The organism is Paenibacillus sp. FSL H8-0332, from assembly GCF_037963835.1.
Classification (GTDB): Bacteria; Bacillota; Bacilli; order Paenibacillales; family Paenibacillaceae; genus Paenibacillus_AQ; species Paenibacillus_AQ rhizoplanae.
Map to the genome: position 1 here is coordinate 248,059 of NZ_CP150145.1, position 24,760 is coordinate 272,818.

The window sequence follows — 24,760 nt, forward strand, 5'->3', positions numbered from 1 at the left end:
AATATGTTATATTGAATTTATAGGACATCACTGCATGATAAGATTAGGTTAGGTTATTATATCATTTCCTGTGCATTTTCTAGAACAATCATTCTCATATAAGGAGCGAATACAATGAACATTTCTGAACAAGTCGCATTTGTTACTGGAGCAAACCGGGGGCTTGGCCGCCAGCTTACGCTTGAACTTCTAGCTAGAGGGGCTAAGGTCTACGCGGGAGCAAGAAATCCGGAGACCCTGGATATTCCAGGAGTTACCCCTGTAAAACTTGATGTTACCAACCCTCAAGAGGTAGCGGCAGCAGCCAGCCTGGCTAAGGATGTTACAATTCTGATCAACAATGCAGGATCATCTACAGGCGCTTCTTTGCTGGAAGGGGATATGGAGCAAATCCAGCTTGAATTGGATACGCATTTCTTCGGTACGTTATCCATGGTTCGCGCTTTTGCACCGGTCATCGAGAACAACGGGGGAGGATCGGTTCTGAATATTCTTTCCGCATTATCCTGGTTTAGTGGCGGAGCTGCGGGTGCCTACACAGCTGCGAAGGCTGCAGCATGGGCGCTGACGAACGATCTTCGTTTGAATCTGTATCCCCGTCATATTAGAGTATCAGGCTTACATGTGGGTTATATGGAGACAGACATGACGGCCGGCCTGGATGCTCCCAAATCAAACCCTTCAGATATTGCGAAAATAGCTATTGACGGCATAGCAGCCGGCAGCTTCGAAATTCTTGCCGACGATACCAGCCGAATGATCCAAGCCGGACTTGCAGGCGGCGTGTCCGCCCTCTACCCGCATCTGTCCTAATCCCAGTGCAATTAAAGTCAGGAACATGGAATTACCGCGTCGTTTAGCCATGGCCCCCATAAACAGGATGTTATCGAGTCTCCACATGGAGACTCTTCTTTTTTATTGTTTAGGAAGTTATTATGATTCTTATACCTCTAGAACGGAGGATTGAGATGAATATAAAAAGGATAATAACAGCTGCCATTGCATCAATTATGGTATTCGGATTCCTAACGGGTTGTTCCAATCTTTCTTCTGAATCAGATGGATTAGCAGCAGCAAGCCTGTCGCCAGAGCAAATTAAGGAGCTTCGTAAAGAATATCCTCTATCCACCGGCTCTCCCGAAAATGTTGATTTGCGGGATTTAACATTCAAGGAGGTATTGGATCATACGGACACGGTCATAGTTGCTGAAGTCATTCAGCAAATGCCGGATTTCAGCGTGGATCTGATAACTGAACCTGGAACTCCATGGGGTAATTTAGCGGAGAAATTGAAGGATTCCGGTCTGGAGCCTTATAAGCCTATGTTTACCTCTTTTCAAGTTAATGTAGATCAAGTAGTTACTGGTGAAGAGGTTGAAGGGACCATTAACCTGATTTATAACTCTGAGTTCAAGGGCATTGAACCCGAACTCAAACCAGGTATGAAAATTGTAGCAGCGGTGAAAAAGGGGGTGGGCTTAGAGCAAGAGGGGAGTTACTCGTATACGCGATATGGTACGTATTATGTCGTAGAAGACGATTATGTTCTATCTGCATTCGAGGGACAAACCGAAGAAATGAGAGCCTTCTCCCGGGATACCAACGGTTACAAGCTGGATCATCTCATTGCTGAGATTAAAGCGCTGAAGGAGAATTAAATAACGATAACTTATCAGCATAATAACAAAACACCCATCCGCCCCATAAAGGCAGATGGGTGTTTGCTATACACCATTATTTTTACGATAGTCGGAGGGGTTAATGCCCGTCCATCTTTTGAATTGTCTGCTGAAGTGAGAGAGATTCTTGTAGCCTAAACGGTTTGAAATCTCATTTAAAGATATCCTGGGCTGCTGGAGTAATATTTTGGCTTCCTGTAGCTTTAAGTCAGATAGATAGGTGCGGGGCGACATTTTATATATTTTTTGAAATACCTCTAATCCATAGTTGGGGCTGATCCCAAGCGAAGCAATGATGGGCTGGATGTGAAGGGTGTAATCTGAATTTCCCTGGGTGCAATTTTTCTTAAAAGCTCTCTTGATGGCTTCGGCAATTTCTTTGGCATATTTCGCAGTGGTCATCGATTGGTTGGCACGTATCTCCTTGTGAACCGGCTGGATATCTACTAGCACCTCTAATAACTCGAACAAGACAATTTGTGCTTTTAGCTTCGCTTTGGTGAACGACAACTCAGGCTCATGCAGAATATCGATCCATGTTTGAAGGCATTTTTTCAGCGGGCTATGATACAAACTGGAGGGAGAATAGACCCAGTCGCAGTTTTTCAGTATTTTCATCCGTAAGGAGGGCTCGTCTACATCGAAATGAGCACAAAAATAGGTCATCGATGTAGCAGAAATACACTTATTCGTATGCTCGAACCCAGGCGGAATCAGCAGAATATCACCACTGTTCACGATGAATTGTTCATGATCCATCCTTGTCTCTTGAGCCCCATCCAACACAATCAGAATCTCAAAGGCATGGTGGGATTCTGTAGTCATGCTCCAATCGGCAGGAACGGTCTGTGTATGTGCGCCAAAAAAGCGTATATTCCAATCAATGCGCGGCAGCAGCAGCGTCTGTGCACCTGTGAGATAGCTATTCATATGTTCCAATTTGCAGCACCTGCCTTTGATTTGGGTAAATCTAGCCGTAATCATCCCATCGCATAAGTACGTTAGTAGTTATTATAATATACATAGACAACAGGAAAAGGGTAAATAATATGGCTAAACAGCGAAGGGAAGCAAATAAATGACGAAGATTAATAATCCTATAATCCCTGGAATGGCACCAGATCCCTCTATTATTAGAGTGGATGATGTGTATTATATTGCAACCTCCACGTTTCATTGGAATCCCGGTATTCAAATTTTCAAGTCAACCGATTTAGCCAATTGGGAGCTGACGGCCTTTGCCCTGAATAAAGGTGAAGTGAATCTAAGAGGCACAAATACTCCAGCCGGGATCTGGGCACCGCATCTATCCTATGATTCTAGGACGAACCGGTACTGGTTAGCTTATTCGCATATGTTAAACATGGCAGGCCGTGAATTTAATTCGGATTCCTATGCCATGTGGGCAGAAGATATCCATGGACCCTGGTCTGAGCCCATCTATCTGACATCCATCGGTTTCGATCCGGCGCTCTTCCATGATGAAGATGGCAGACACTATGTGTCCATTCTTGAATGGGAGACCCGTGAAGGGTATCAGGCGCCTGGACATATTGTGATCGCTGAATTTGATTTGAATGAGGGAAAGTTGGTTGGACAATGGCACCGGGTGACGCAAGGCTTCACCAGCCGAGGCTGTGCTGAAGCACCGCAGATCTATAAATATAGAGGTATGTACTATCTTTTATTAGCAGCTGGCGGAACGGGTTATGCTCATGGTGTTGAGCTGGGGCGTGCAGAGAATATTTTTGGTCCCTATGAACCGCATCCGTCGGGAGAGCCTATTATCACCTCCTCGCCGCGCCATCTATTCTCACTGGGTAATCCGGATGCCGGGCATTTTGAGATGTATAATCCAAGTTCAATCATGCAAAAAGCAGGTCACGGCTCATTAGTTCAAACACAAACAGGCGAATGGTACATTGCCCATCTAATGTCACGGCCTGTGGAAGGAACGCTTTTAAACCCATTAGGCCGTGAAACCTCTATACAAAAAATGCATTGGACAGAGGATGGCTGGCTGGAAATGAAGGATGGATCGAATGTAGCCAAAATGGAAGTTGAGGGGTTAACAGGTGTTGAATTAGAGGCCGATGGAATCTCTCATGACGTATTTGATGATTTTAACCAGGAGAAATATGATCTTCATTTTCTGACTCCATACCGGGACCAGCAAGCTGCATGGGTGAATACGGTTGAACGTCCGGGTTACTTACGCATTCATGGAGAGAATTCTTTCTTCTCGCAGATCCATCCGGCGATTATGGCCACGCGTGCAACCTCCCTTCATTATGAAGTTCAAACCAAGGTTGAGTTTCATCCCGATCATTATTCGGAAACGGCCGGTCTGGGGCTATACTATGATTCAAATAATTGGCTGTATGTTCACTTGACCCACTCGGAATCAGAGGGGACCGTTCTATATGTGCTGCAGGCCAAGCTGGGGGAACGTACCGAATTGGTCCACAATTACATTCCAGTCCCTGAAGACGCAGCGGAGCTCAAGATTATCTATAATGCAGGCCTCGCGAGTATCCTGTACCGCTTCGGGGATAACGGGGATTGGCAAGCTTTTGTAGAGGCTATCGATGTTCTCTATTTGTCGGATGAAGGTGTGAACGGGGAGCCGGGGGAGATTGGCGGATTTACAGGGTTGTTCAATTTCATCGGTTCCGTTGATGCTCACCAGCATGACTCCTTCGCTGATTTTGAATACTATGTGGTGAAGAATTACTAGCCAAGGACGCCATACGTTCTTCGCCTGGTGGTGCCCGGAGCCGGGGTGAACTGGTGAAAACGCCGGAGATGGTGTACCTTAGATAGTATTAGTCTTTAGGAGTGGTGAATGGTTGTGAAGAAAAGTAGACAAACCCCCGTGCTGGTCGCGGCCTCTATCCTGCTCATTATTGTCAGCAGCCTGATCCCGTCGGATCAATCGGCTTGGCTGGGGGCGTTACAGACCCTTATGCTGGGAGCCGGATTGCTCGGCTGCTGTATGGCTTTTTGGCGGTTTGCCAAGGGCGGCAAGGGTGGTAAGGGCAAGAGCTGAGTTCGATGTACTGAACGGTCGGCGGAGACAGGATCAGTGCATGATGGTTAGCTATGTAAGGTAAGCCAAGCACTTTATGGGTGCTGGTGCTGAGAGTCAATGACTAAGTCGCGGCGGATGCTGCGGCTTTTTTTGATAGGCGTGCCCAGAGGCACGCATTATCTAGTTGGTGCAAGTCCAACCAAGAGAGGGGCCAAGCCACTCTTGTAGCTAGGATGCTTGCGCATGGCGAAATCTGTGTGTAAAAGCGCATCGACAAAAGTACCGGTCAGAGACTGGGCGAGCAACAACCCAGGCCGTAACATCAAGTGAATCCTGCCGCGTCGTCAAAAAGGCCCTGCGAAGGGGAAGAGAGGAAGCCGAGTCCCGCTTTCATGGACGAAGGCCAAGGAAGCTGTACAGAACTTGGAACAACAGTGAAGAATCCTCCGGGGTATAGGGATCGGCATGGGTTGAAAGATAATGCAGTGAACTGGGGAGACCCTCCCCCACACGGGGGTTTTTTTTTTTTTAGAAACCCGTAAATAGGCGCTCTATAAGTCCAAAAGACGAAATGAACCGTCTGTGGGAAGGGAGTCCGAGGGGCTCGTAGTACCGAAGAACCTAAGGACAACATAACCTTAGGGAGGGAAGGAGCCCTGCTTTGTTTACGCTTTTGGAGGAGGTACGAGTGAGTGAATGCCAACCGGCTAACGACACCCAAAGAAAAAGTTCAAGAACTCCAAGAAAAGCTAGGTCATGCGGCCAAGGAGAACAACAAGCGTAAATTCCATGCGCTGTACGACAAAGTCTATCGCTGGGATGTGCTGAGTGAAGCCTGGAGACGAGTTAAGGCAAACAAGGGAGCGGCTGGAGTAGATGCCGTGACGCTCGCAGATATTGAAGCACAAGGAGAAATACGGTTCCTGAAGGACTGTGAGCGAGAATTGAAAGCAGGTAGCTACGATCCAGAGCCCGTACGGCGGCACTATATCCCAAAGAAAGACGGGAAACAAAGACCGCTGGGTATCCCGACGGTGCGCGACCGAGTCATACAGATGGCAACGAAACTCGTGATTGAACCGATCTTTGAAGCAGACTTCGAAGAAGTATCCTTCGGATTTCGCCCGAAGCGAAGTGCGAAAGGAGCGCTGGATCGAATCCGGAAAGCCTGCAACCGCAAAGGGAATTGGGTAGTCGACGTCGATATCCAAGGCTACTTCGACAACATTAACCAGGAGAAACTTATGAAATTGGTACAAATGCGTATCAATGACAGGCGAATCCTGAAATTAATACGGAAGTGGCTTCAAGCGGGTGTGATGGAAGAAGGAAACGTAAGGCGTTCCGATTTAGGCACACCGCAAGGTGGGGTGATTTCACCGCTACTGGCGAATATCTATCTGAATTACTTTGACCGACTATGGGAGAAATACGGAAGGGGGTTGGGAGAACTGACAAGGTATGCAGACGACCTGGTGGTGGTCTGTAAAACCAAAAAGGACGCCGAACATGCTTATGAGCTCATAAGCAGGATTATGGAACGTCTAGAGTTAACCTTACACCCGGTCAAAACTCGCATTGTAGGCCTGTGGACAGGAGAGGAAGGATTCGACTTCTTAGGAATGCACCACCGAAAAACGAAAGCAGAAACCTCTCAAGGGAAGGTGTACTATACCACCCAGCAGTGGCTAACGAAGAAGGCAGAGGAACGTATTCGAGGCGTGGTCAAAGATAGATTAGCACCGCCCGGCATGCGATCTAAATCGTTTGCGGAACACGTGAAATGGCTCAATCCGAAGATACAAGGATGGAGAAATTATTACTACACGAACTACAGCCAAAAGAGATTAGCTAAGCTAGACTGGTATATTCTGCAGCGATTAACCCGGTGGTACGCGAAGAAGAGACAGCGCAGAAGATGGATGAGTTCACTATCTGAAGTCAAGTATATAGCCAACATGAATGGACTAAAAACGCTATTGTGATCTGCATGCTCATGAATGACAAACATCGGAAAGCCGTATGAGGGAAAACCTCACGTACGGTTTGATGAGGAGGGGCTGGTTAATCCAGCCCTTTACTCTAGAATTTATATGTTTTGGGTCCCCGCAAAGTACCTGAGTCATCATCGAAGCTAAACCCCACTTTGTGGGGTTATTTTGCGGACTCAGCGGCCCTTATTTCGTGAAAAAGACCGATTAACTCCCCGTTACGGACTGATAGGACGTTAAGGGCTGTGTGGAGCGCAAAATGAGGCGGAATGGGTTAATTAAGCGCCTCTCAGTCCGCTTGGCCTTCGGCATGGTCCCATTTGCCGAAATAGCGGATCTGTAGTCCGCACGGCCCGCTATCCATCTCCTTCTACCGCACTCATGCCTATATCCCATATCTTCCTCAGTCTCATCCCGCCGAAGGGCGGTGGACCGCAGGCAAGGTTGAATGTGCGGCTGCCATCTGTTCGCGTATTCCTCTAAGCCGCGCCTTCAGCTCGGGGATGCTGCACTCCAGGATCTGGCTGATGTCGGGCAGGGGGAGCTGGATGCCGTACCATAAGGCACTGGTAACGTGATCATCCCAGTTAAGCAGCCCAGAAGCGCAGCGGCTACGGTCCCGGGCGAGCACGGCACATTGGCGGATGCACTCTCTGTAGGCAGAAGCAGCAGCGCCGTCTCCTGAGAGGCTGTCCTTCAGCCACAGTGGATGGAGTGCCGCGAAGGTGGCGGTGGTTGCTTGCTCGGCGCGGGCCCCCTTTTCGAGCAGCAGGCAGCTAAGCGCATAGACGGGGCCGCTAGATTGCTGGATGAAGTGGTTGAATCCGGCAGCGCTTGCTGCCTTGGGCGATAAGGGGTCAGGCATGTGGTCACGTTCCTTCCTGAATCTGTACTTTAGTGTTCATTCCAGCGCGCAAAAAACCGCAGGACAGAGGAGGACCTCTGCCTGCGGTTTTGGGTATAAGGCGTTAGACGCCTAGCGCAAAATCGTGGCGGATCTGGCTCTCTCTTAGCGCTTACGGGGTTAGCTGTCGGATTCGGACGGTGAGAGTCGCCCTACCTGCCGGAGACTTGCGCGTGGCATTCTCCTTCGGATTCACCCCAAGTCGGCCTGACGGCCGGATGGTTCCCCCGTTTTCCACATGACGGAAATTCAGCGTGCAATGCATATGCTCATTTTCATGAATGCGTTCATTTGCTTTCAACACGAATCATACTCTGTTCAGAGGGGGGTTGTAAAAATGGAAAAGAGTGCTATTCGACTTGTTTTCAGCAAATGGCTGAATGGCTGTGCATAGTGAAGCCAAAACTCATATATATAGCAGATTATCTGCCATTTATCTCGCTCAAGCGCTGTTTTTTATTTTTGGCAGACGGCAGTGGGGAGGAAGGGTCCCCAGGTATCGTCGCCGCCTACCTCTATGAATCGCAATAAAAAAGGCGCTGCTCCTGTTGAGAAGACAGCACCTTTACGTATATTACAGAACAGCAGCATCCATAAGCTCCTGAAGCTCAGGAAGATTGAAGCCCTTGACCGCCCGGTCCCCGGATACGGTGACTGGAATGCCCATGAATCCCAGCTTCTCCACTTCCTCCTGGTAGACGGAGCTTGTCATCACATCCCGGACCTCGAAGGGAATGCCCTTGCTCTCAAGCAACTGCTTGACCTGATTGCATTCGCTGCAGCCGGAGGTTGAATAGACAATTACGTTCGCGCTCATTGTTCCACTGCTTCCTTTATCGCTTTTTGGGTAATCTTCCAGTGTGAGGTGTTCCAGCGGACTTCGCTGTCCTCCAGCAGGAAAATCTGCGGGGATTCATGCTTGATCCCTAAATCCTCAGCAATCTGGTTGGAGACAGGACGGTCTTCGATCACATGGACCACGGCTGCAGGAGTATCTGAATGCTGTGCATAGGCCTGGAATTCCTCGTTGGCCTTGGCGCTGATCGGACAGGTGGTGCTGTGCTTGAAGAGCAGTTTTTTGCCAGGCTGCCCGATATATTGCTCTAGTTCTTCCTTAGTGTGAATTTGTTGAATAGACATCAGAGGATCACCTTCCTGGGTAAGAGTAATGAAACCTGTTGTCAACAATTGTGTTGTTAACAACTATTATTCATGATTGTAGCATAGTTCAAAATTAAAGCAAAAGAAAGTTCACCATAGCCTGCCCCTCCCTTGCGGGATGTTGTTAACGGCCGGTGGCCGTGCTAATGTGAGAGGGATGAACCAAGGCTCGGTGCATATTGATGCAGATATGAGGGGGGAGCTCATGAAAAGGGTTGCGTGTGTCACCGGGGCTGATCGTGGACTCGGATTGTACCTTGTTCGCTCTCTTTTGGAGAGTAAGTACATGGTGTTTGCCGGACAGTATTCGCCGGATCAGGCGGCACTGGAAGCTTTGAAAGCGCAATACCCGGATAGCCTTAGGCTGGTCCCTCTCGATATCGGCAGTGCAGGGAGTGTGAAGGAAGCCGCGCGGAGTATTGCCGGAAGTACAGGACACCTTGATATGATTATCAATAACGCCGGGATTATCCACCGGTCGGATGATGCAACGGTGCTCGTGGATATGGATGATGAAGCGATGGCGCATATTTATAACGTGAACACGCTGGGTGCGCTGAGGGTAAGCAACGCATTGATGGGTTTACTGCTGCAAGGCCGGCAGCGTCTGGTGGTTAATATCTCGTCGGAGGCTGGCAGCATTGGGCGGAACAAGCGGATTAATATGTATGGCTATTGTATGTCGAAGGCCGCGCTTAATATGCAGTCCTCGCTGCTGCACAATCATCTGCGTACGATGGGCGGACAGGTGATGGTGTTCCATCCCGGCTGGCTACAGACCTATATGAACGGGGAGAAGGATGCGAAGGCGCCTGTAACTCCTGAAGAATCGGCAGGCAAGATTATGACGATCGTTCATAACCATAAGATGTATCTGGCTGAAGAACCGGCTTATATCGATCTGGACGGCAATCTCTGGCCCTGGTGACACGAATATTCAGGACAGGCTAAATTGGCTAACTTGGCAAAAGAGAGGTGTGCATATCATGTCTTCCTATAAAGCATTGGCGTTCGGCAGCTATACCGAAGTGAAGTATCATCCCTTCCAGGAGGTAGACCGTGAGCTGGAGCAGCTCCTTGAACCGGAGTTCCAGGTGGTCTCTACGGAGGATTACAGACGGATGAACAAGGCAGAGCTGGCAGAATGCAGGCTGGTGGTCTCCTATACGGAATTCTCCGAAGATAAGTTACCCGCTGAGCAGAGCGGGGCCTTACTCGCTTATGTGGCTGGCGGCGGGGGGCTGCTTGTCGTGCACAACGGCATTTCCCTACAGCGTAATCAGGAGCTTGGGGCGATGCTTGGTGCCCGGTTCACCCACCATCCGGCGTTCACGGCGCTAGAGATGAAAGTGACTGCGCCGGAGCACCCGATTATGGAGGGGATCTCTGATTTTGTGATAGAGGATGAGCCTTACTATTTCGAGCAGCATCCCCACTTCGAGACAACGGTGCTGGCCGAATATCCTCATGACGGAGCGATGAGACCGGCGGCATGGTGCCATACCTTCGGCGAAGGCCGGGTGGTCTATCTGATGCCTGGGCACCATCTGCCATCATTCTCCTCAGAGCCGCTGCGCCGGATGATCCGCAGAGGCGGATTATGGGCTGCCGGAATGCTATAGCATGTGACGCTAATGATAAAAGGCAGGATACCGCTTGGATAACATGCGGTGTCCTGCCTTTGTGTATGGGATGATCAGCTATGATGCCCTATTTTGGGGGCTCAGTATCAGCAACAGGTACGACCTCGTTCTGATGGAGAGCTTCCAGTACCTCTGCCCGCAGCGTATCGGTGAAGGCGGCCCAGACTTTTTTGCCGACATCCAGCTTTTCGCGTCCAATCGATTGCAGCGTCTCCAGCCATACCCGCTTGTCATTAATGAGTCCGAGCTGGTCCTGAATGTCCTTATAGAAGGCTTCATGGGCGTGGAATTTCTGATCCAGCGCAAAAGCAGCCGCATTCGCCGTATACCGCAGTTCCTTGGCGGCAATCCGCAGCTCATGAAGAGCTTCGAAGGCTTCCTGCGTTTCGGCTGCCGGACCCTTGAATAGGGTTTTGCAGGCTTTTTTCTTCTGTTCAAAGGCGACTTCAAGCTCGCGCATGGCGACATTGGCGTCTTTTTTGGCAGCTAGGGGCTCAAGCCCGGTCTCGATAAAAGGTGTCCACAGCGCTTCGAGTGCTTGGCCGGACAGCTTGGGCAGTGCCTTCTTTAGCTTCTTACGGGACGCCTTGCGTGTGTCCTTCTGGTGTCCGATGACCGCCTTCAGCAGCTTGGCAGTCTTCTTATCGCCCGCCGCCTTCGCCGCCTTGCGCCGGGCCTCAAAGGACCCGATCAGCACATCTGCATCACGGACCCTGCCGAGCTTCTTCTGGGCCTGCTTGAAGCTGTCATACAAGTCTGCCGTTGCAGTATGGCCCGGATCAAGAATGGACAACAGGGTCAGCAGCTTGCGGCTATTGACTCTGGCCTGATGAATATCCTCATCGTTGAACCCTTTGCGTGCATCCTTGCTGTAGTCCTGAAAATTAATGTACAGCTTGTTCATGGCCTGTTCCCATTGCCTGGATTTACTTAGTTGCCTGTGCATTGCCTGTGGTTCGGTTGTCATGCAGCATCACTCCTAGAGGTTGTGTATAGCATGAGCTTATGCGCGAATCTTATGGCTGGTATATTCTTCTGTACTACATTAAGGATAACGGGTTCGCTCCGCCATTTCAAATCCGTAAGGGGATACACTGCTGGTTGTACGGTGCGGGGAGAGATCGGTTACAATGTGAATAGTTAACGGAGTTAAGATTAGCGCAGGTCTTAATAGATAGAAAGGGGAATCAGCATGCGGAGTGAACCTTATGATGTATTGGAGAACGGGGCGGCAGGAAGGCTGCCGGAGCAGATGGTCCTCTTCACGCATACCGGCGGTGAATCAGGGGATGAGGCATCTGCTGAGGATATGCTGATTCCGTTTGCTTTTGAAGAGGTGCTGTGCCGTGATGTCGGGGCCGGGAGGGTCCCGCCGGTGCTGCATCTCTGGAGCCACCCCGGCGGAGTCGCGCTGGGGCTGCGGGACAGTAAGCTGCCCCGCGCAGCAGAGGCGATGCAGGCGCTGGAGCAGCAGGGCATCCGTACGGCGGTCCGCCATTCGGGCGGCGCTGCGGTGCCGCTGGATGCGGGAGTGATCAACGTGTCCCTGCTGCTGCCGAAGCCTGCGGGCAAGCTGGACTTCCACGATGATTTCCGGCTGCTGGCTTCGGTGATTACCGAAGCGGTAGCTGCGGGCCATCCGCAGGCAGCGGCGCAAATCCGGGCAGAAGAAGTCACCGGGTCGTATTGCCCCGGTGACTTCGACCTGGCGATCGGCGGCCGCAAGTTCTGCGGCATCGCCCAGCGCAGACAGAGCAGCGCGTACTTCGTCCACGCGTTCGTGATTGTGTCAGGCTCGGGGCTCGCGAGGGGAGAGCGTATCCGCCGCTTCTATCAGGATGCAGCGGACGGCGATGCCTCCCTGGACTATCCGTGCGTGCGGCCGGAGACCATCGCCGCGCTCGCGGAGCTTGGCGGCCCGTCTTCGGCGGCCGAGTTCACCGCGGGCATCCGGCAGGCGCTTGCCGGCCGGGGAACCTGCCTGCTGCCGGCGGAGCTGCTGCAGCAGGAGACCGGCTACAGCCTGCGGTACAGCGATCCGCAGGTGCTGGAAGCAGCGCTTATGCTGCGCGAGCGGTACGCCCGCTGAAGCGGGCTGCGGCTACTGGCGGCAGGCTGGGGTATGCGCGGCCGAATGTATGCGGAAAACAGGATACATTGTGCGCGTCCGAATGTATGCGAAAAACAGCATACAATGTGCAGGCTGGGGTGTGTGCGGGCCAGAGACAGTCCAAGAGGATGACCGCGGGGGCAAAAGATGCAGCCCCCCGCGATCATCCTCTACATTCCCCCCCCCAACTACATATACAACTCCGGGCGCCGGTCCGCGAAGACCGGTATCTGTCCCCGTACCTCCCGGACCCGGGCGAGGTCAAGCTCGCCGCTGAGGATCTCTTCGCTGCCGGAGGCCTCGCTGACAATCTCGCCCCAAGGATCGATGATCATTGAATGTCCAGCGAAGGTATTCGCCGGATCAGCTCCCGCCCGGTTACATGCTACGACGTAGCATTGGTTCTCAATCGCCCTGCTGACCAGCAGCGCCCGCCAGTGAGAGAGGCGGGGAAGAGGCCATTCCGCGCTGATGAACAGGATCTCGGCCCCTGCAGCCATATGGACGCGGACCCATTCCGGGAACCGGATGTCGTAGCAGATCAGCCCGGCGCAGGAGATACCGTCCAGTGTGAATAGTCCCTTGGCTGCGCCGGGCTGGAGGTAGAGATGCTCCTCCATCAGCTTGAACAGATGCAGCTTGCTATACTCTCCGGTGCACGCCCCGCTGCGGTCAAAGACATACATACTGTTCGTTATGCCGCCGCTCTCCTGCCTGACCGCAATGGAGCCAGCGACGATATTCACTCCATTTTCCCGCGCCAGACCTGACATTAAGGCACCGGTGGTCTGTCCGCCAGAGTCGGCGATTTCGCCCAGACGGGTCAGATCATATCCCGTTGTCCATAGCTCGGGAAGGATAATGCAGTCCGGACTGCCAGCGGCAGCCTCACGAATTTTGCGCTCAGCGGCAGCATAATTCACCTCCGGTTTGCCAAATGCTATATCGAGCTGAATCAGGGCTATTTTCATACAGGCAGCCACCTCCAAAAATTATTAGTTGACGGGTCAATGAATTGGGTGTAAAGTATGTTTTGTCGAAAAGGTTTTGCACAATTTATTTGCGTGAGGGGGTTAATCTTGAGCGAAGTTCAGCCCGATGAACATAAGATCTTCGAACTGCTACAGGCCCTGCACAAAGAAATCGGCCCCAAATTCGAGCGCTGTGCCGGCATGACTCCAACCCGCTTCAGGCTGCTGCAAGAGCTGTACCGGATTTCCGAGATCAGTCAGATTTCCCTGCAAAAGCTTCTGGAAATCGACCCAGCAGCGGTTACCCGCCACTTAAAAGGGCTTGAGGAGAACGGGATGATCGCCCGCCGGAATAATCCTGCCGATAACAGAGTGACTCTCGTCACCCTGACCGCTCATGGCCGCGAGCATATTGATGCCTACCGGGAGAACAAGACCGAGTTCATCGGTGATCTGCTGGCCGGATTCAATGAACAGGAGCGAACCGAACTCGCAGAGATGCTTACCCGGCTGCAATATAATATTAATGTACTGTAGCCGGCACCTATAATCAAACCATTTTAAAAGGAGCTAATTATTCATGAACACTACCAAAAACAATGATTACATCAGCATTATTACAGGACGCCGCTCGATCCGCAAATATGATCCATCGGTTAAAATCAGCAAAGAAGAAATGACAGAGATTCTTACAGAAGCTACGCTGGCCCCTTCTTCCGTGAATATGCAGCCTTGGCGTTTTGTGATCATCGAAAGCCCGGAAGCCAAAGCCAAGCTGGCGCCTATTGCCAAGTTCAACCAGCTTCAGGTCGAAACCTCCGCAGCCATGATTGCCGTATTCGGTGATTTGAAGAACTTCGATTATGCTGAAGAAATCTACGGAACTGCAGTAGAACGCGGACTTATGCCTGCCGAAGTCAAAGAAAGACAACTAGCTGCTCTCGGCGCGCACTTCGCCAATCTGCCGGCCGATATTAACAGAGAGACAGTCATGATTGACGGCGGTCTGGTCTCCATGCAACTGATGCTGTCCGCCCGCGCACACGGGTATGACACCAATCCGATCGGCGGATTTGAAAAGGATCAGATCGCTGAAATGTTCGGTATGGACAAAGAGCGCTACATTCCGGTTATGCTGATCTCGATCGGCAAAGCGCTGGATGAAGGCTACGCCTCCGTCCGTCTGCCAATCGACAAGATCGCCCAGTGGAAATAAGCTCAACTTAAACTCAGGAGGAATAAACGAATGTTAATTATCCATGCGCTGCTTCATGTGAATCCTGCACGGGAGGAAGAATTCCTGGCCACAGCGAAGCCGCTGATTGCTGCCACGCACGAAGAAGAAGGGAACCTGTCCTACGAGCTGTATAAGCATGCAGCAGACGGAAGTCTCTATATTATGGTTGAGACCTGGCGTGACCAGGCCGCCGTTGCCGCTCACAACACAAGCCCCCACTTCACCGGCTTCGCCGCCAAAGCGGGAGAGTTCCTGACCGCACCGCTCGATGTTAAGGTGTATAGCGCAGAGGAATTGAGCAAATAATTACGAATTAAGCGGTTCACCCAATACGATCTGGAATCCCGGGATGCTGCGGCAGTCTAATGACTGCTGCGGCATCCTTTTTATTGAAATATAAGAATTTATATGTTTCACATAATAAGTTTTCCTTCTATTTCTCGCTGAAACGGTACCGTCCTTTAAAAGGACGGCATAGCCGTTTCCACTTGCTAAGTGCCATACCGTTTATAAAACGTACAAGCGGGGTATCTTACCTTACTCTCACTTGGATTGTCATTTGCTGGCGAAGCAAGGCGGGGGGAAGGACGAAGGAGATGAAGACAGCATGACTAGTGTACATAACAATCACGGGTTAACCTCAATCCCTGCTGCTGCCGAGCGGGACGGGCAGCTTCAGCAGGATCTCATAGATTACGTGAATTATCATATTTCGGGCGGCTCCCTGGCCTCGCTTACCGAAGGCGCGAAGGAGGCTGAGCCGGCGTTTACCCCTCTTTTGCAAAGTGATACCGCGCGCGCTTACCGGCAGGAGTGCGGGGGCGTCATAACGGATATGCAGCAACTCGGGCAACTGCCGGGTATAAGCCAGGAATGGCTTAATCAGCTCGCGGATACAGTAGCGGGACTCGATTCCGGTAAGCTCAGAGCTCTGGCCCCGCAGACCACCCGGCATAACCGGGTAGATCCTTATGTGAACGGGCCGCAGTGCCTGGACATGCTGCTCGGCGAGATCCGCAAGGCTGAACGTTACATTCATCTGTCCGTGATGCTGTTCTTCAATGACCATTCGGGGAACCTTATCGCTGCTGAGCTGCTTCATGCGCTTGAGCGCGGCGTCGAGGTTAGAATCATGGTGAATTATACGGTCACTGCGCTCGGATACGGCCAGAATCTGGAGGTGGGGCAATTCTCCACAATTGCCGGGCGTCTGGAGCAGGCGGGTGCGAGGCTGCTGGATACCTTCCACTCCTATTACGGTGCGGAGGAATGGGCTGCGAAGCGTAAGGTGCTTAAGTCACAGGGCGTGCCTGAGAGCATCCTTTTTCTGCAGGATAAGGTTCAGGAGGATGTGGAAGTGACCGGGCTGAATGTGATTGACCACCGCAAATTCATGATTATAGACGGAATAACTTCCGTTATCGGCAGTCTGAATATCGGGGACCAGTATACCTTTGCCACCCCCATTCAGGAGGCCCCGGGCCGTCAGGCGGATGGACGTCCGCTCGGTATACCCGCGAAGGAAGAGGAATGGCATGACGGCTGCTTCCGCATTCAGGGGGCTGTGGCCCAGTCGCTGAACGCTGTTTTTCACTCCAGATGGTTGCTGCTCGGGGGAGATCACTTTGACCTTGCGTCACCCTTCTATCGTCCTGCGGTAGACTATGCATTCGGGGAGGAGGAGTGCACGCTCTTCGCGAGCTTTCCCGGCAACCCGGTCAACCTGATTCAGCAATATATTCTGGATGTGATCACCTATGCGGCCGATGAGACCGTTATTGTGAATCCCTATCTGATCGATCAGGCCTTCTGGGACCGGCTGGGAGAAGTGGGGCCGGAGCGCGCCTGCCATCTCGCCATCTGCAATCCGCTGGAGGTTAACGATCATCCGACAAACCGGGCGGCGGTGCGCAGCAACATGTACGTTCCCTTTTGTAATGGCGTATCCTTCTATGATTATAGTGCGACTGAACGCTTCTCCCACTGGAAAATCATCTACGACCACAGAGCGCAGGCGGTATTTCACGGCTCTTATAATATTAATGAACGGAGTGCCTGCCATGATTACGAGCTGGGCCTGCTGGTGAAGGGCAGAAGTCTCGCGGAGAAGGTGAAGCGCATGATTGATTATGACCTCAGTGTCTCCCGCAAAATCACCGACAAACACGAGTTCTTCAAGCATCCATGGCTGCATCCCAGCACGTATCTGAACAAAGCAACGCAGAATTACACCTGATATCCTCTCCGGCGACTGGTCATGTATAATGACGTTATACCAATGAACGAAGATGGAGCTAATGAAGATGAACATACAGATTCTTGGACAAGGTCCCCGGACCGGGGAAATCAGATTCGCGGCAGCGAAATGGGGGGAAGCCAGAGCCATTTGGTGCGGACCGCCTGTTCAGCCGGGAGAGGAATGGGAAGCTGAATGGGAGCTGCCGGCGCTATTCATGAGCTGGGTCGATATTGTGCCGGCTCCCGGCGGTGCCTTTGGCCTGCGCATTGAAGGGGAGACGGTCATCCTGACGGGCGTGCTGGAAAATATAGAGGAGGACGGCACGGGTTATCTGCGGATTGGCCGCGACCTGATCATGTTCGAATGCCTGGGCGAACCGATGGCGCTGGGCGGTTTCGTCGAGCTGAGGACCCGTGAAGCCAGGCTGTATCCGGTGAATCTGTAGGGGCCGCAGAGCCCCGGGCGGACGAATGATTTCCTGCCCCGGCATAGCCACCTTCAAGCAAATGAGCTAATATAATATAGATTGAAACAAGTAACAGCATAAGGAGTAGAAGTCTGATGAACAGCGATATTCAACAATTTAAGACGGAATTCTTCAAGGCGCTGGCTCACCCGATGCGGATTCGGATTCTGGAGCTGCTTAGCGAAGGCGAGAAGAATGTGAACGAGCTGCAGGCGATCCTGGGCTCGGAAGGCTCTGCGGTATCCCAGCAGCTGGCCGTCCTCCGGGCCAAAAATGTGGTCACCAGCGTCAAGGAAGGGACCACTGTCATCTATGCCCTCCGTGATCCTCTGATCAAGGAGCTTCTGGCTGTAGCCAGGCAGATTTTCGACAATCATCTGGTGAGTACCATTTCCCTGCTTGAAGGCATCCGCAGCGAATAACCCCGGCCTCCGGGGGCGGATTACCCCGTTGACAAGAGCAGCGGGCAGGAGTAATGTGGGTATTATATTCAAATAATCAGATATTCAGAGAAAAGAAGGTTATAGGATGACAGGGTGGGGCCGTTTCAAAGGCTATAACATTGCTTCGCTGCGCAAGGATATCATTTCAGGGACAATCGTCGGCGTTATTGCCATCCCGCTCGGGATGGCATTTGCTATTGCTTCCGGTGTGAAGCCGGAGTACGGAATTTATACAACTATTGTGGCCGGCATACTGATTTCCTTATTCGGCGGGACCAAGTTTCAGATTGGCGGGCCTACGGGAGCATTCATTCCTATTTTGTTCGCCATTGCGATGCAGTACGGGTATGAGAATCTGCTGATTGCCGGAATGATGGCCGGGGTGATTCTTGTCGTGATGGGTGTTCTGCGGCTGGGGGTATTGATTAAGTTCATTCCGAAGCCGGTGACCATTGGCTTCACGGCCGGGATTGCCGTTATTATTTTCAGCGGGCAGATTGCGAACTTCCTTGGCCTGAGGGATATGAAGCGGCATGAGAGCTTTATCGACAATATGAAGGAGATCGGGGCGCATCTCTCCACAATCAACCTGTACAGTATTCTGACTGCGGCGGCCTGTCTGGCTGTAGTGGTGCTGGGCATGAGGTTTGCCCCGAAGGTGCCGGGTTCCCTGATCGGACTTCTGTGCGCTACGCTAATCGCCGCCCTGTTCTTCAGCGGTAAGGTGACCACTATCGGTTCTGCTTACGGGGATATCCCGAATACACTCCCGAGCTTTCACTTTCCGCTCATTACCTGGGAGAAGATCAAGCTGCTGATCCGCCCTGCGTTTATCATTGCCATGCTGGGGGCCATTGAGTCGCTGCTCTCCGCAGTAGTAGCGGACGGCATGTCGGGCGACCGCCATGACAGCAACCGTGAGCTGATCGGCCAGGGGGTCGCCAATATCGCCGCGCCGCTCTTCGGCGGGATACCGGCTACCGGCGCGATTGCCAGAACCGCTACCAATATCCGCAGCGGTGCCGCTTCCCCGCTCTCCGGGATCATTCACGGTGTGGTGGTGTTCCTGATTCTGCTGCTGTTCGCTCCGTACGCCTCCAGCATTCCACTGGCAGCGATGGCGCCGATTCTGATGGTTGTAGCCTGGAATATGAGTGAACGCAAGGAATTCCTCCACCTGCTGAAGCTGAAGACTGGGGATTCGCTGGTGCTGGCGATTACCTTCCTGCTGACGGTATTCGCCGATCTGGCAGTGGCGGTAGAGGTGGGGCTGATCTTGGCCGTTGTCCTCTTCGTCAAGCGTATGGGCGAGGTGCATAGAATCTCCAAGGTGCTGCCTGACCCGACTTCCGTCAAGGTCGAGGCCCATATGGTAACAGAGAGCCACGACTGTCCGCAGATCGGAATCTACAATGTGGAGGGACCGCTGTTCTTCGGAGCCGCTTACCGCTTCGACCATACCATGCCGGAGCTTGGCCCGGATCAGCCTAAGCTCATCCTGCTGCGTATGGGCAAGGTGCCGCTGATGGATACCACGGGCGAAGCCAATCTGGCTGCGCTGGTGAAGCAGTTGCAGGCGGATGGCGGCAGGCTGATGATCTCAGGCATCCAGAGCCAGCCGCTGGAGCTGCTGAAGAAGACAAGGCTGTACGACCGGATCGGTGCGGCACAGTTCTATGATCATACCGGCGATGCAATCAATGAGGCGCTGGGAAGTGTCGATTACAACCGGTGCCGGGGCTGCGAACATGCGGCCTTCAGAGAATGCAGCGCCTTCTCGGGGCTGGAGGAATCCGCGTTGCGCAGCGCGGCCTTCAAGGGGCGCACCCCGGCGGTGACCCGCAAGCTGAGCGGCGGGGTATAACCCGCGCAATCCGGGGCTAAGAAGATAACAAATGCAGCCGCTTAGCGGCCAGTCCGCAGGCTCCGCAATTGCAGTTTTCTGTTAACGTCACACCAGCAGTGCTGTCCTTCATGGGCGGTACTGCTTTTTTACTGTTTAGGAAATTATGATTTTCTTTTATATTCATCTAATTTACATATTTTAACATAAAACCGAACACAATTGGACTGGACTCGCCACGTAGGCCGTGCGTTTATCGCAGGTTGTGCCAGAAGTATTTTCACAGGAAAACCGAATACAATGGGTGCCGCTGCGCGGAGGAAAGGGCCCCATGCATCACAACCAGTAACATTTTAAGAGAAATCCTGCAAAAAGGGCAACAATACTGCCCAATAGAAGCGGCTTATGCAGAAATCCTGCACGAAATGCAACAAATCCAGCGTTTACTTACTCTAACCACCGTAATTCCTGCAAATTATGCAACATTGTGCTTCAGCCAGTTACATTTATAGATAAATCCTGCAAAATGTGCAACAATGCTCTCCGTACAAGCGGCCGGTGAGAGAGAAAACCTTCAGAATTGGCCGGAGTTAGGCGGAGCACGGATTGGAAAGGGAGAAGACTTCAGAGTGTATGCGGAAAACCGAATACAATGCGCAGCGTGAGGGTACAGCACCAATATTGGACACTCCCGCCCCATATTTGTACAATTACATCATTGGACTATATCAAGGTAAGGAGATTATCCTTCATGAAAGAACTGAATTATACCAAGGTCTTCATCCTTCTGGCTGCTATGACAGCGGCAACACTTGCGGTATACCGCGTGGTTTCGCTGCAGACGGATACGTTCTATGCCTTTCTGCTCTGGAATCTGTTTCTGGCCTGGGTGCCGTTTTTCTTCTCCATGGCCGCGCATGAGCTGGATAAACGGAAGATCGGAGGGATGCTGATTTTGCCGCTGGGCGTAGCCTGGCTGCTGTTTTTTCCGAATGCGCCTTATATTATGACCGATCTGATCCATCTGACTGTCCGCAAAAGCAAGTATATCGTCGGCGGAACGATCCAGAACCGGTACTGGTATGATCTGACCACCCTGCTCCTGTTCACCTGGAGCGGCTGGCTGACTGGATTCTTCTCCCTGTACCAGTTCCAGCACGTGATCTACCGGAAAAGCAACATGCTGCTCTCGTGGGCCTTCGTCCTGTTCGCCTGTGTCATGGGCGGCTACGGCGTCCTGCTCGGCAGAGTCTACCGGCTGAACAGCTGGGATGTGCTGACGGACCGCCATCAGCTCTACCGGCTGGTCATGGACAGTCTGAACCGGCAGTCTGTGTTCTTCAGCCTGTTCGTCGCGTTTGTACTGCTGGTGATCTATGCCACGATGTACTGCCTGCTGAACGGGCTGGCGGACGGGAGCCGCAGGAGTTATTCCGAGGGCCGGAGGAAGATAGGTTAAGTGTCGTTCTCATCGCCGAGTTCAGGCTCCATCTCGATCTCCATATCCAGTTCCATGTCCAGCTCCAGCTCAAGAACAGGAACATACTGATAGCGCTCCAGGTCAACCACACCCCGTTCATCGAAGATAACGCCCTCTCCGGTTAAATATAGCTGCTGTAGGGAGGCGGATTCGTCTTCTGTGAGCGAGATCATTCCTTTGGCGTTGATGACCCTGTACCACGGCAGCTTATACTTCCTGCTCATGGAGTGCAGGATGCGCACGACCTGCCGGGCCGCCCGGGGACTTCCGGCCGCCCGGGCAATCCCGCCGTAGGTCATGACGGAGCCTTCCGGGATCGACTGAATAATGAGAATAACTTTTCGCGTGAATGGTGTCATCTTACGGGCTCCTTACTGTTCGTTCTCTGTCAATAACAATACTGTACTAACCATAACATAAAGCGGCTGCTGCAAGGAGCTTTTGCCGTAGTGGAGCAGCGGCTGGCGAATATCATATGAAGCTTGGCGTAAGTCAGCCCCTCTTTTGCAGAGCGGGCTAATTTGTTGTGCCGTTCAAGGGCCGGACGGCTTCGGCTCTTCCATGCAGCAAATTCTGGCGAATAAGAGTCAGAGAGACGGGGGATAATCAGAGCAATAGATCTCTGACAGGAGTGATAGCGGTGAAGAACAAGCATTCTGCACTGAACAGTGAAGCTGCCGGTACCCTGTCTGCCCATCCTCCGCTAAGCCCTTCGCTGGAGGAGACGGTGGGGCGGCTGCGGAAGATTTTCAATAACGACGGGACACTGAGAGTAAGGATCATGGAGAACAGCCAAGGCGCTCCCGTCCGCTGCGGATTAATCTATGTCGATGGAATGGTGGACCGGAATCTGATTCAGACGGGGATCATCAAGCCGATATTGGCTTACCAGCCCGCAGAGGAAGAGCACCGGGACCCTAAGGTTCTGATGGAGAGAATCCGGTTGACTGTCATTGATACCCCAGATGTCATGGTCTCCGAGGAGTTGGATGGACTGATCGGGGCGGTCGTCAGCGGGAAGGCAGTGCTGCTGCTGGAAGGTTATGCCGGAGGGCTTATCATCAATGTTCAGGGATGGGACTCCAGGGCGATAGAAGAGCCTACTACGGAAAAAGCAGTGCGCGGCCCCCGTGAGGGCTTCACCGAATCGCTGCTTGTGAATCTGACCCTGATCCGCCGCAGGGTGCGCGACCCGGATCTGAAAATTGAATTCACCGAAATCGGAACACGCAGCAAGACGCAGACCTGTATCTGCTATATGGGGAGTCTGGCCTCTCCCGATATTATTAAGGAGCTGTATGACAGGCTGGAGAAGGTGGAGCTTGATCTGATTCTGGACACGGGTTATCTGGCCGAGCTGATCCGTGACGAGCCCTACTCTCCGTTTGAAACCGTTGGAAGTACCGAACGGCCGGACACACTTGTGAGCAAAATCATGGAGGGGCGGGTTGCGCTTCTCATCGAAGGCACCCCTTTTGCGCTGACAGTTCCTTATGTATTCGTTGAGAACTTCCAGGCCAGTGAGGATTATTATATCAACTATTATTTTGCATCGTTTAACCGTGTGCTTAGAGTGTTGGGCGCCTTCATGTCGATCAGTATCCCGGCCGGTTATATTGCCCTTGTAACCTATGCCCAGGAGATGGTCCCCACTCTGCTGCTGCTTAGTATTGCGACTGCCAGGCAATCGGTACCTTTTCCGACCATTGTTGAAGCGCTGCTTATGCTGACCATCTTCGAGGTGCTGCGGGAAGCGGGGGCGCGGATACCGACAGCGATTGGCCAGGCAGTAAGCATTGTCGGGGCGCTGGTGCTGGGCCAGGCTGCCGTGGATGCGCGGATTGTCAGTGCGCCGATGGTTATCGTGGTGGGATTGACAGGGATAACGACCCTGCTGAATCCACGGCTGACCGGGCCGCTGATCATCGCCAGACTGGCGCTGCTGGGCACTACCTTTTTCCTGGGCCTCTACGGGTATTTCTTCGGTCTGCTCGGTCTGGTCATTCATCTGATGAGCCTGCGCTCCTTCGGCGTCTCTTATATGCTTGGGGTTGGCTCGATCCGGCCGCAGGATATTAAGGACACCGCTGTCCGTGCGCCCTGGTGGGATATGAATTTGCGTCCGGCGGTGATTGGAATGCGCAACCGGAGACGGAAGCCGTCCAAGAGACCGGCCAAGCGGTCATGAGGTCCCTGCGAAGAGGAATCGCCTCTCTTAGCTCACTACTGCTGCTGCTGAGCCTAGGACTCACTGGCTGCTGGAATTATGCCGAGGTGGATGATATGGCGATTGTAGCCGGAGTGGCCATTGATAAGAATGAGGATGGGAAGCTGCTGCTTACAGCAGAGATTGTGGATACAGGAGGGTCGGCAAACAAGGCTCAGGCGGGCTACAAGATGGTCAGCCTCAGCGGAAATACGATGTTTGAAATCGTCCGCAATCTGATCTCTATAACGGGCAAGAAGCTGTTCTGGAGCCATGCCAAGGCGATTATTTTCAGTGAGGAGGCAGCCAAGGAGGGGCTGATCCAAGTCATTGACTGGTACAGCCGGGATACGGAGACACGTTCAGATGTGTTCATCTTTGTGTCAGGAGAGAAGACGGCCCGCGAGGTTCTTAATCTGAACAGTACCACGGAAGCCATCCTGTCCTTTGAATTGGCCCAGATGATGCGTGATGAGAAGTATACGAACATCGCCCCGACTGTGGAGATATGGGATTTCATTGATAAACTGGAGACTTCAGGGATCAATGCGACCGCACCAGTCATTCATATTCATCAAAAAAACGGTGAGCAGAGGGTAAGGGTGTCAGGTACCGCCGTATTCGTGAAGGACCGGATGGTGGGTAAACTGAGCGGCGATGAGACGAAGACGATGCTAGTGGTCAAAAATGTACTGCAGGGAGGGGTGCTGGCTGTGGATGATAAGCGGGGGAATCCGGCGTATTCCCTGGAGATTGTCTCCAGTCAAACCAAGCTGAAGCACAAAATGGTGGATGGCAAGCTCCAGATGCAGATCCGTACTGTAACCAAGACAGGGCTGGATGAGGTTATGACACCGGATGGATTCTTTAAAGATGAGACTGTTCAGGATATTGAGCACAGGGCCGCTGAGCGGCTGCAGGCAGATATTCTTACGTTAGTTCATAAGATGCAGCAGCAATACGATGCTGATATTTTTGGCTTTGGCGAGAGCCTGTACGAGAATCAGCCCAAGCTCTGGGCGGAGGTGAAGGATCATTGGCCTGAGGTCTTTGCCGGTCTTGAAGTGAACGTCCAGTCTAAGGTGACGATACAGAGCAGTGCCAAGACTTCGCGGGCCATCCGGCTGGGGGATTAAGTATGTTCATTTACGTGATATTGATCTACGCATTGATAGCTGTAATTGATCCATGTGGGCTGCGGAAGAAGGGAATGAAGCGGGATTTCCTGGTCTGCTCCGCCCTGTACCTGATCTCCTTCGGGCTGGCCTTCGCACTGTCGATGCGCTGGGAGATTCCCAGTCCGTCCCCGCTGTTTGTGGATTGGGTGAAAAGGCTATATTAAAGCGCGCCGCTGAA

General features: G+C 52.4%; 26 protein-coding genes and 1 riboswitch. Of the genes, 19 read left to right on the forward strand and 7 right to left on the reverse strand.

The features are described 5' to 3' along the window. The first annotated feature begins 114 nt into the window (after positions 1-114). Both NST43_RS01070 and NST43_RS01075 read left to right on the forward strand, forming a co-directional pair. The gene (locus NST43_RS01070; RefSeq protein ID WP_339221965.1) at positions 115-813 is read left to right on the forward strand and encodes an SDR family oxidoreductase; all 699 of its coding nucleotides are present in this window, start codon (positions 115-117) and stop codon (positions 811-813) included. A 155-nt stretch (positions 814-968) separates the two neighbouring features. Continuing rightward, positions 969-1,658: a hypothetical protein gene (locus NST43_RS01075; protein WP_339221967.1), complete on the forward strand. Its 690-nt coding sequence runs from the start codon at positions 969-971 to the stop codon at positions 1,656-1,658. 66 nt (positions 1,659-1,724) lie between these two features. On the opposite strand, the gene NST43_RS01080 is transcribed toward NST43_RS01075, so the two are convergent. Then, entirely contained in the window at positions 1,725-2,609 is an 885-nt protein-coding gene (locus NST43_RS01080; protein WP_339225311.1) for an AraC family transcriptional regulator, read from the reverse strand. Between the two features lie 148 nt (positions 2,610-2,757). Between NST43_RS01080 and NST43_RS01085 the strand changes: the two genes are divergently transcribed. From NST43_RS01085 to ltrA, 3 genes are all read left to right on the forward strand, one after another. After that, positions 2,758-4,416 carry a family 43 glycosylhydrolase gene (locus tag NST43_RS01085; protein ID WP_339221969.1) on the forward strand — a complete coding sequence of 553 codons (1,659 nt, stop codon included), beginning with the start codon at positions 2,758-2,760 and terminating at the stop codon, positions 4,414-4,416. A gap of 114 nt (positions 4,417-4,530) precedes the next feature. Then, positions 4,531-4,728 carry a hypothetical protein gene (locus NST43_RS01090; RefSeq protein WP_339221971.1) on the forward strand — a complete coding sequence of 66 codons (198 nt, stop codon included), beginning with the start codon at positions 4,531-4,533 and terminating at the stop codon, positions 4,726-4,728. A 674-nt stretch (positions 4,729-5,402) separates the two neighbouring features. Beyond that, complete coding sequence (gene ltrA, locus NST43_RS01095; RefSeq protein WP_339221615.1) at positions 5,403-6,695, forward strand: group II intron reverse transcriptase/maturase; 1,293 nt, start codon at positions 5,403-5,405, stop codon at positions 6,693-6,695. Positions 6,696-7,110: 415 nt separating this feature from the next. Here the strand turns inward: ltrA and NST43_RS01100 are convergent, their stop codons facing one another. The 3 genes from NST43_RS01100 to ytxJ all read right to left on the reverse strand — a co-directional run bounded on the left by NST43_RS01100 (position 7,111) and on the right by ytxJ (position 8,745). Further along, on the reverse strand, positions 7,111-7,566 hold the full coding sequence (locus tag NST43_RS01100; RefSeq protein ID WP_339221973.1) for a hypothetical protein: 456 nt from the start codon (positions 7,564-7,566) through the stop codon (positions 7,111-7,113). Between the two features lie 134 nt (positions 7,567-7,700). Further along, positions 7,701-7,870: riboswitch (cyclic di-AMP (ydaO/yuaA leader) on the reverse strand. A gap of 309 nt (positions 7,871-8,179) precedes the next feature. Further along, a complete protein-coding gene (locus NST43_RS01105) occupies positions 8,180-8,422 on the reverse strand; it encodes a glutaredoxin family protein (protein ID WP_076160073.1) in 243 nt (80 codons plus the stop codon). Continuing rightward, positions 8,419-8,745, reverse strand: a complete 327-nt coding sequence (ytxJ, locus tag NST43_RS01110; protein ID WP_209993678.1) for a bacillithiol system redox-active protein YtxJ — start codon at positions 8,743-8,745, stop codon at positions 8,419-8,421. Before ytxJ ends, NST43_RS01105 begins: the two co-directional genes overlap by 4 nt. A 226-nt stretch (positions 8,746-8,971) precedes the next feature. On the opposite strand from ytxJ, the gene NST43_RS01115 reads away from it, so the two are divergent. Both NST43_RS01115 and NST43_RS01120 read left to right on the forward strand, forming a co-directional pair. After that, positions 8,972-9,694, forward strand: coding sequence for an SDR family NAD(P)-dependent oxidoreductase (locus tag NST43_RS01115; protein WP_209993679.1), 723 nt, complete (start codon positions 8,972-8,974; stop codon positions 9,692-9,694). 58 nt (positions 9,695-9,752) lie between these two features. Beyond that, positions 9,753-10,388, forward strand: a complete 636-nt coding sequence (locus NST43_RS01120; protein WP_339221977.1) for a ThuA domain-containing protein — start codon at positions 9,753-9,755, stop codon at positions 10,386-10,388. A gap of 88 nt (positions 10,389-10,476) precedes the next feature. Here the strand turns inward: NST43_RS01120 and NST43_RS01125 are convergent, their stop codons facing one another. Then, on the reverse strand, positions 10,477-11,376 hold the full coding sequence (locus NST43_RS01125) for a CHAD domain-containing protein (protein WP_209993681.1): 900 nt from the start codon (positions 11,374-11,376) through the stop codon (positions 10,477-10,479). A 225-nt stretch (positions 11,377-11,601) separates the two neighbouring features. Here NST43_RS01125 and NST43_RS01130 point away from each other — a divergent pair, with 225 nt between their 5' ends. Then, a complete protein-coding gene (locus NST43_RS01130) occupies positions 11,602-12,498 on the forward strand; it encodes a lipoate--protein ligase family protein (protein ID WP_339221980.1) in 897 nt (298 codons plus the stop codon). 209 nt (positions 12,499-12,707) lie between these two features. On the opposite strand, the gene NST43_RS01135 is transcribed toward NST43_RS01130, so the two are convergent. Next, positions 12,708-13,490 (reverse strand): carbon-nitrogen family hydrolase, encoded by a 783-nt coding sequence (locus NST43_RS01135; RefSeq protein WP_339221982.1) that lies wholly within the window; start codon positions 13,488-13,490, stop codon positions 12,708-12,710. Positions 13,491-13,598: 108 nt separating this feature from the next. Between NST43_RS01135 and NST43_RS01140 the strand changes: the two genes are divergently transcribed. From NST43_RS01140 to NST43_RS01175, 8 genes are all read left to right on the forward strand, one after another. Continuing rightward, positions 13,599-14,027 (forward strand): MarR family transcriptional regulator, encoded by a 429-nt coding sequence (locus tag NST43_RS01140; protein ID WP_339221984.1) that lies wholly within the window; start codon positions 13,599-13,601, stop codon positions 14,025-14,027. A 43-nt stretch (positions 14,028-14,070) separates the two neighbouring features. Further along, on the forward strand, positions 14,071-14,706 hold the full coding sequence (locus NST43_RS01145; RefSeq protein ID WP_209993685.1) for a nitroreductase family protein: 636 nt from the start codon (positions 14,071-14,073) through the stop codon (positions 14,704-14,706). A 30-nt stretch (positions 14,707-14,736) separates the two neighbouring features. After that, entirely contained in the window at positions 14,737-15,033 is a 297-nt protein-coding gene (locus tag NST43_RS01150) for a putative quinol monooxygenase (protein ID WP_209993686.1), read from the forward strand. Positions 15,034-15,334: 301 nt separating this feature from the next. Beyond that, the gene (locus NST43_RS01155; protein ID WP_339221987.1) at positions 15,335-16,963 is read left to right on the forward strand and encodes a phosphatidylserine/phosphatidylglycerophosphate/cardiolipin synthase family protein; all 1,629 of its coding nucleotides are present in this window, start codon (positions 15,335-15,337) and stop codon (positions 16,961-16,963) included. Positions 16,964-17,030: 67 nt separating this feature from the next. Then, positions 17,031-17,411: a hypothetical protein gene (locus NST43_RS01160; RefSeq protein ID WP_339221989.1), complete on the forward strand. Its 381-nt coding sequence runs from the start codon at positions 17,031-17,033 to the stop codon at positions 17,409-17,411. Positions 17,412-17,527: 116 nt separating this feature from the next. Continuing rightward, on the forward strand, positions 17,528-17,854 hold the full coding sequence (locus NST43_RS01165; protein WP_036700195.1) for a metalloregulator ArsR/SmtB family transcription factor: 327 nt from the start codon (positions 17,528-17,530) through the stop codon (positions 17,852-17,854). Between the two features lie 106 nt (positions 17,855-17,960). Next, a complete protein-coding gene (locus NST43_RS01170) occupies positions 17,961-19,739 on the forward strand; it encodes a SulP family inorganic anion transporter (protein WP_339221992.1) in 1,779 nt (592 codons plus the stop codon). Between the two features lie 730 nt (positions 19,740-20,469). Beyond that, positions 20,470-21,177 carry a DUF1361 domain-containing protein gene (locus tag NST43_RS01175; RefSeq protein ID WP_339221993.1) on the forward strand — a complete coding sequence of 236 codons (708 nt, stop codon included), beginning with the start codon at positions 20,470-20,472 and terminating at the stop codon, positions 21,175-21,177. Here the strand turns inward: NST43_RS01175 and NST43_RS01180 are convergent. Beyond that, entirely contained in the window at positions 21,174-21,557 is a 384-nt protein-coding gene (locus NST43_RS01180; protein WP_339221995.1) for an MGMT family protein, read from the reverse strand. The genes NST43_RS01175 and NST43_RS01180 overlap by 4 nt on opposite strands. A gap of 281 nt (positions 21,558-21,838) precedes the next feature. Here NST43_RS01180 and NST43_RS01185 point away from each other — a divergent pair, with 281 nt between their 5' ends. The 3 genes from NST43_RS01185 to NST43_RS01195 are packed head-to-tail and all read left to right on the forward strand — an operon-like array spanning position 21,839 to position 24,746. Then, positions 21,839-23,386, forward strand: coding sequence for a spore germination protein (locus NST43_RS01185; RefSeq protein WP_339221998.1), 1,548 nt, complete (start codon positions 21,839-21,841; stop codon positions 23,384-23,386). Beyond that, positions 23,383-24,540 (forward strand): Ger(x)C family spore germination protein, encoded by a 1,158-nt coding sequence (locus NST43_RS01190; protein WP_339222000.1) that lies wholly within the window; start codon positions 23,383-23,385, stop codon positions 24,538-24,540. The genes NST43_RS01185 and NST43_RS01190 overlap by 4 nt, the downstream gene beginning before the upstream one ends. Before the next feature lie 2 nt (positions 24,541-24,542). After that, complete coding sequence (locus tag NST43_RS01195) at positions 24,543-24,746, forward strand: hypothetical protein (protein ID WP_339222002.1); 204 nt, start codon at positions 24,543-24,545, stop codon at positions 24,744-24,746. The last annotated feature ends 14 nt before the right edge of the window (positions 24,747-24,760 follow it).

What these genes read in the sequence shown, in the direction of transcription:
- NST43_RS01125 (WP_209993681.1), bottom strand. Translation starts at nt 11,376, where the DNA reads ATGACAACCGAACCACAGGCAATGCACAGGCAACTAAGTAAATCCAGG.
- NST43_RS01195 (WP_339222002.1), top strand. Translation starts at nt 24,543, where the DNA reads ATGTTCATTTACGTGATATTGATCTACGCATTGATAGCTGTAATTGAT.
- NST43_RS01130 (WP_339221980.1), top strand. Translation starts at nt 11,602, where the DNA reads ATGCGGAGTGAACCTTATGATGTATTGGAGAACGGGGCGGCAGGAAGG.
- NST43_RS01145 (WP_209993685.1), top strand. Translation starts at nt 14,071, where the DNA reads ATGAACACTACCAAAAACAATGATTACATCAGCATTATTACAGGACGC.
- NST43_RS01175 (WP_339221993.1), top strand. Translation starts at nt 20,470, where the DNA reads ATGAAAGAACTGAATTATACCAAGGTCTTCATCCTTCTGGCTGCTATG.
- NST43_RS01135 (WP_339221982.1), bottom strand. Translation starts at nt 13,490, where the DNA reads ATGAAAATAGCCCTGATTCAGCTCGATATAGCATTTGGCAAACCGGAG.
- NST43_RS01075 (WP_339221967.1), top strand. Translation starts at nt 969, where the DNA reads ATGAATATAAAAAGGATAATAACAGCTGCCATTGCATCAATTATGGTA.
- NST43_RS01115 (WP_209993679.1), top strand. Translation starts at nt 8,972, where the DNA reads ATGAAAAGGGTTGCGTGTGTCACCGGGGCTGATCGTGGACTCGGATTG.
- ytxJ (WP_209993678.1), bottom strand. Translation starts at nt 8,745, where the DNA reads ATGTCTATTCAACAAATTCACACTAAGGAAGAACTAGAGCAATATATC.
- NST43_RS01150 (WP_209993686.1), top strand. Translation starts at nt 14,737, where the DNA reads ATGTTAATTATCCATGCGCTGCTTCATGTGAATCCTGCACGGGAGGAA.
- NST43_RS01085 (WP_339221969.1), top strand. Translation starts at nt 2,758, where the DNA reads ATGACGAAGATTAATAATCCTATAATCCCTGGAATGGCACCAGATCCC.
- NST43_RS01105 (WP_076160073.1), bottom strand. Translation starts at nt 8,422, where the DNA reads ATGAGCGCGAACGTAATTGTCTATTCAACCTCCGGCTGCAGCGAATGC.
- NST43_RS01070 (WP_339221965.1), top strand. Translation starts at nt 115, where the DNA reads ATGAACATTTCTGAACAAGTCGCATTTGTTACTGGAGCAAACCGGGGG.
- NST43_RS01155 (WP_339221987.1), top strand. Translation starts at nt 15,335, where the DNA reads ATGACTAGTGTACATAACAATCACGGGTTAACCTCAATCCCTGCTGCT.
- NST43_RS01080 (WP_339225311.1), bottom strand. Translation starts at nt 2,609, where the DNA reads ATGAATAGCTATCTCACAGGTGCACAGACGCTGCTGCTGCCGCGCATT.
- NST43_RS01165 (WP_036700195.1), top strand. Translation starts at nt 17,528, where the DNA reads ATGAACAGCGATATTCAACAATTTAAGACGGAATTCTTCAAGGCGCTG.
- NST43_RS01180 (WP_339221995.1), bottom strand. Translation starts at nt 21,557, where the DNA reads ATGACACCATTCACGCGAAAAGTTATTCTCATTATTCAGTCGATCCCG.
- NST43_RS01190 (WP_339222000.1), top strand. Translation starts at nt 23,383, where the DNA reads ATGAGGTCCCTGCGAAGAGGAATCGCCTCTCTTAGCTCACTACTGCTG.
- NST43_RS01120 (WP_339221977.1), top strand. Translation starts at nt 9,753, where the DNA reads ATGTCTTCCTATAAAGCATTGGCGTTCGGCAGCTATACCGAAGTGAAG.
- NST43_RS01170 (WP_339221992.1), top strand. Translation starts at nt 17,961, where the DNA reads ATGACAGGGTGGGGCCGTTTCAAAGGCTATAACATTGCTTCGCTGCGC.
- NST43_RS01100 (WP_339221973.1), bottom strand. Translation starts at nt 7,566, where the DNA reads ATGCCTGACCCCTTATCGCCCAAGGCAGCAAGCGCTGCCGGATTCAAC.
- NST43_RS01160 (WP_339221989.1), top strand. Translation starts at nt 17,031, where the DNA reads ATGAACATACAGATTCTTGGACAAGGTCCCCGGACCGGGGAAATCAGA.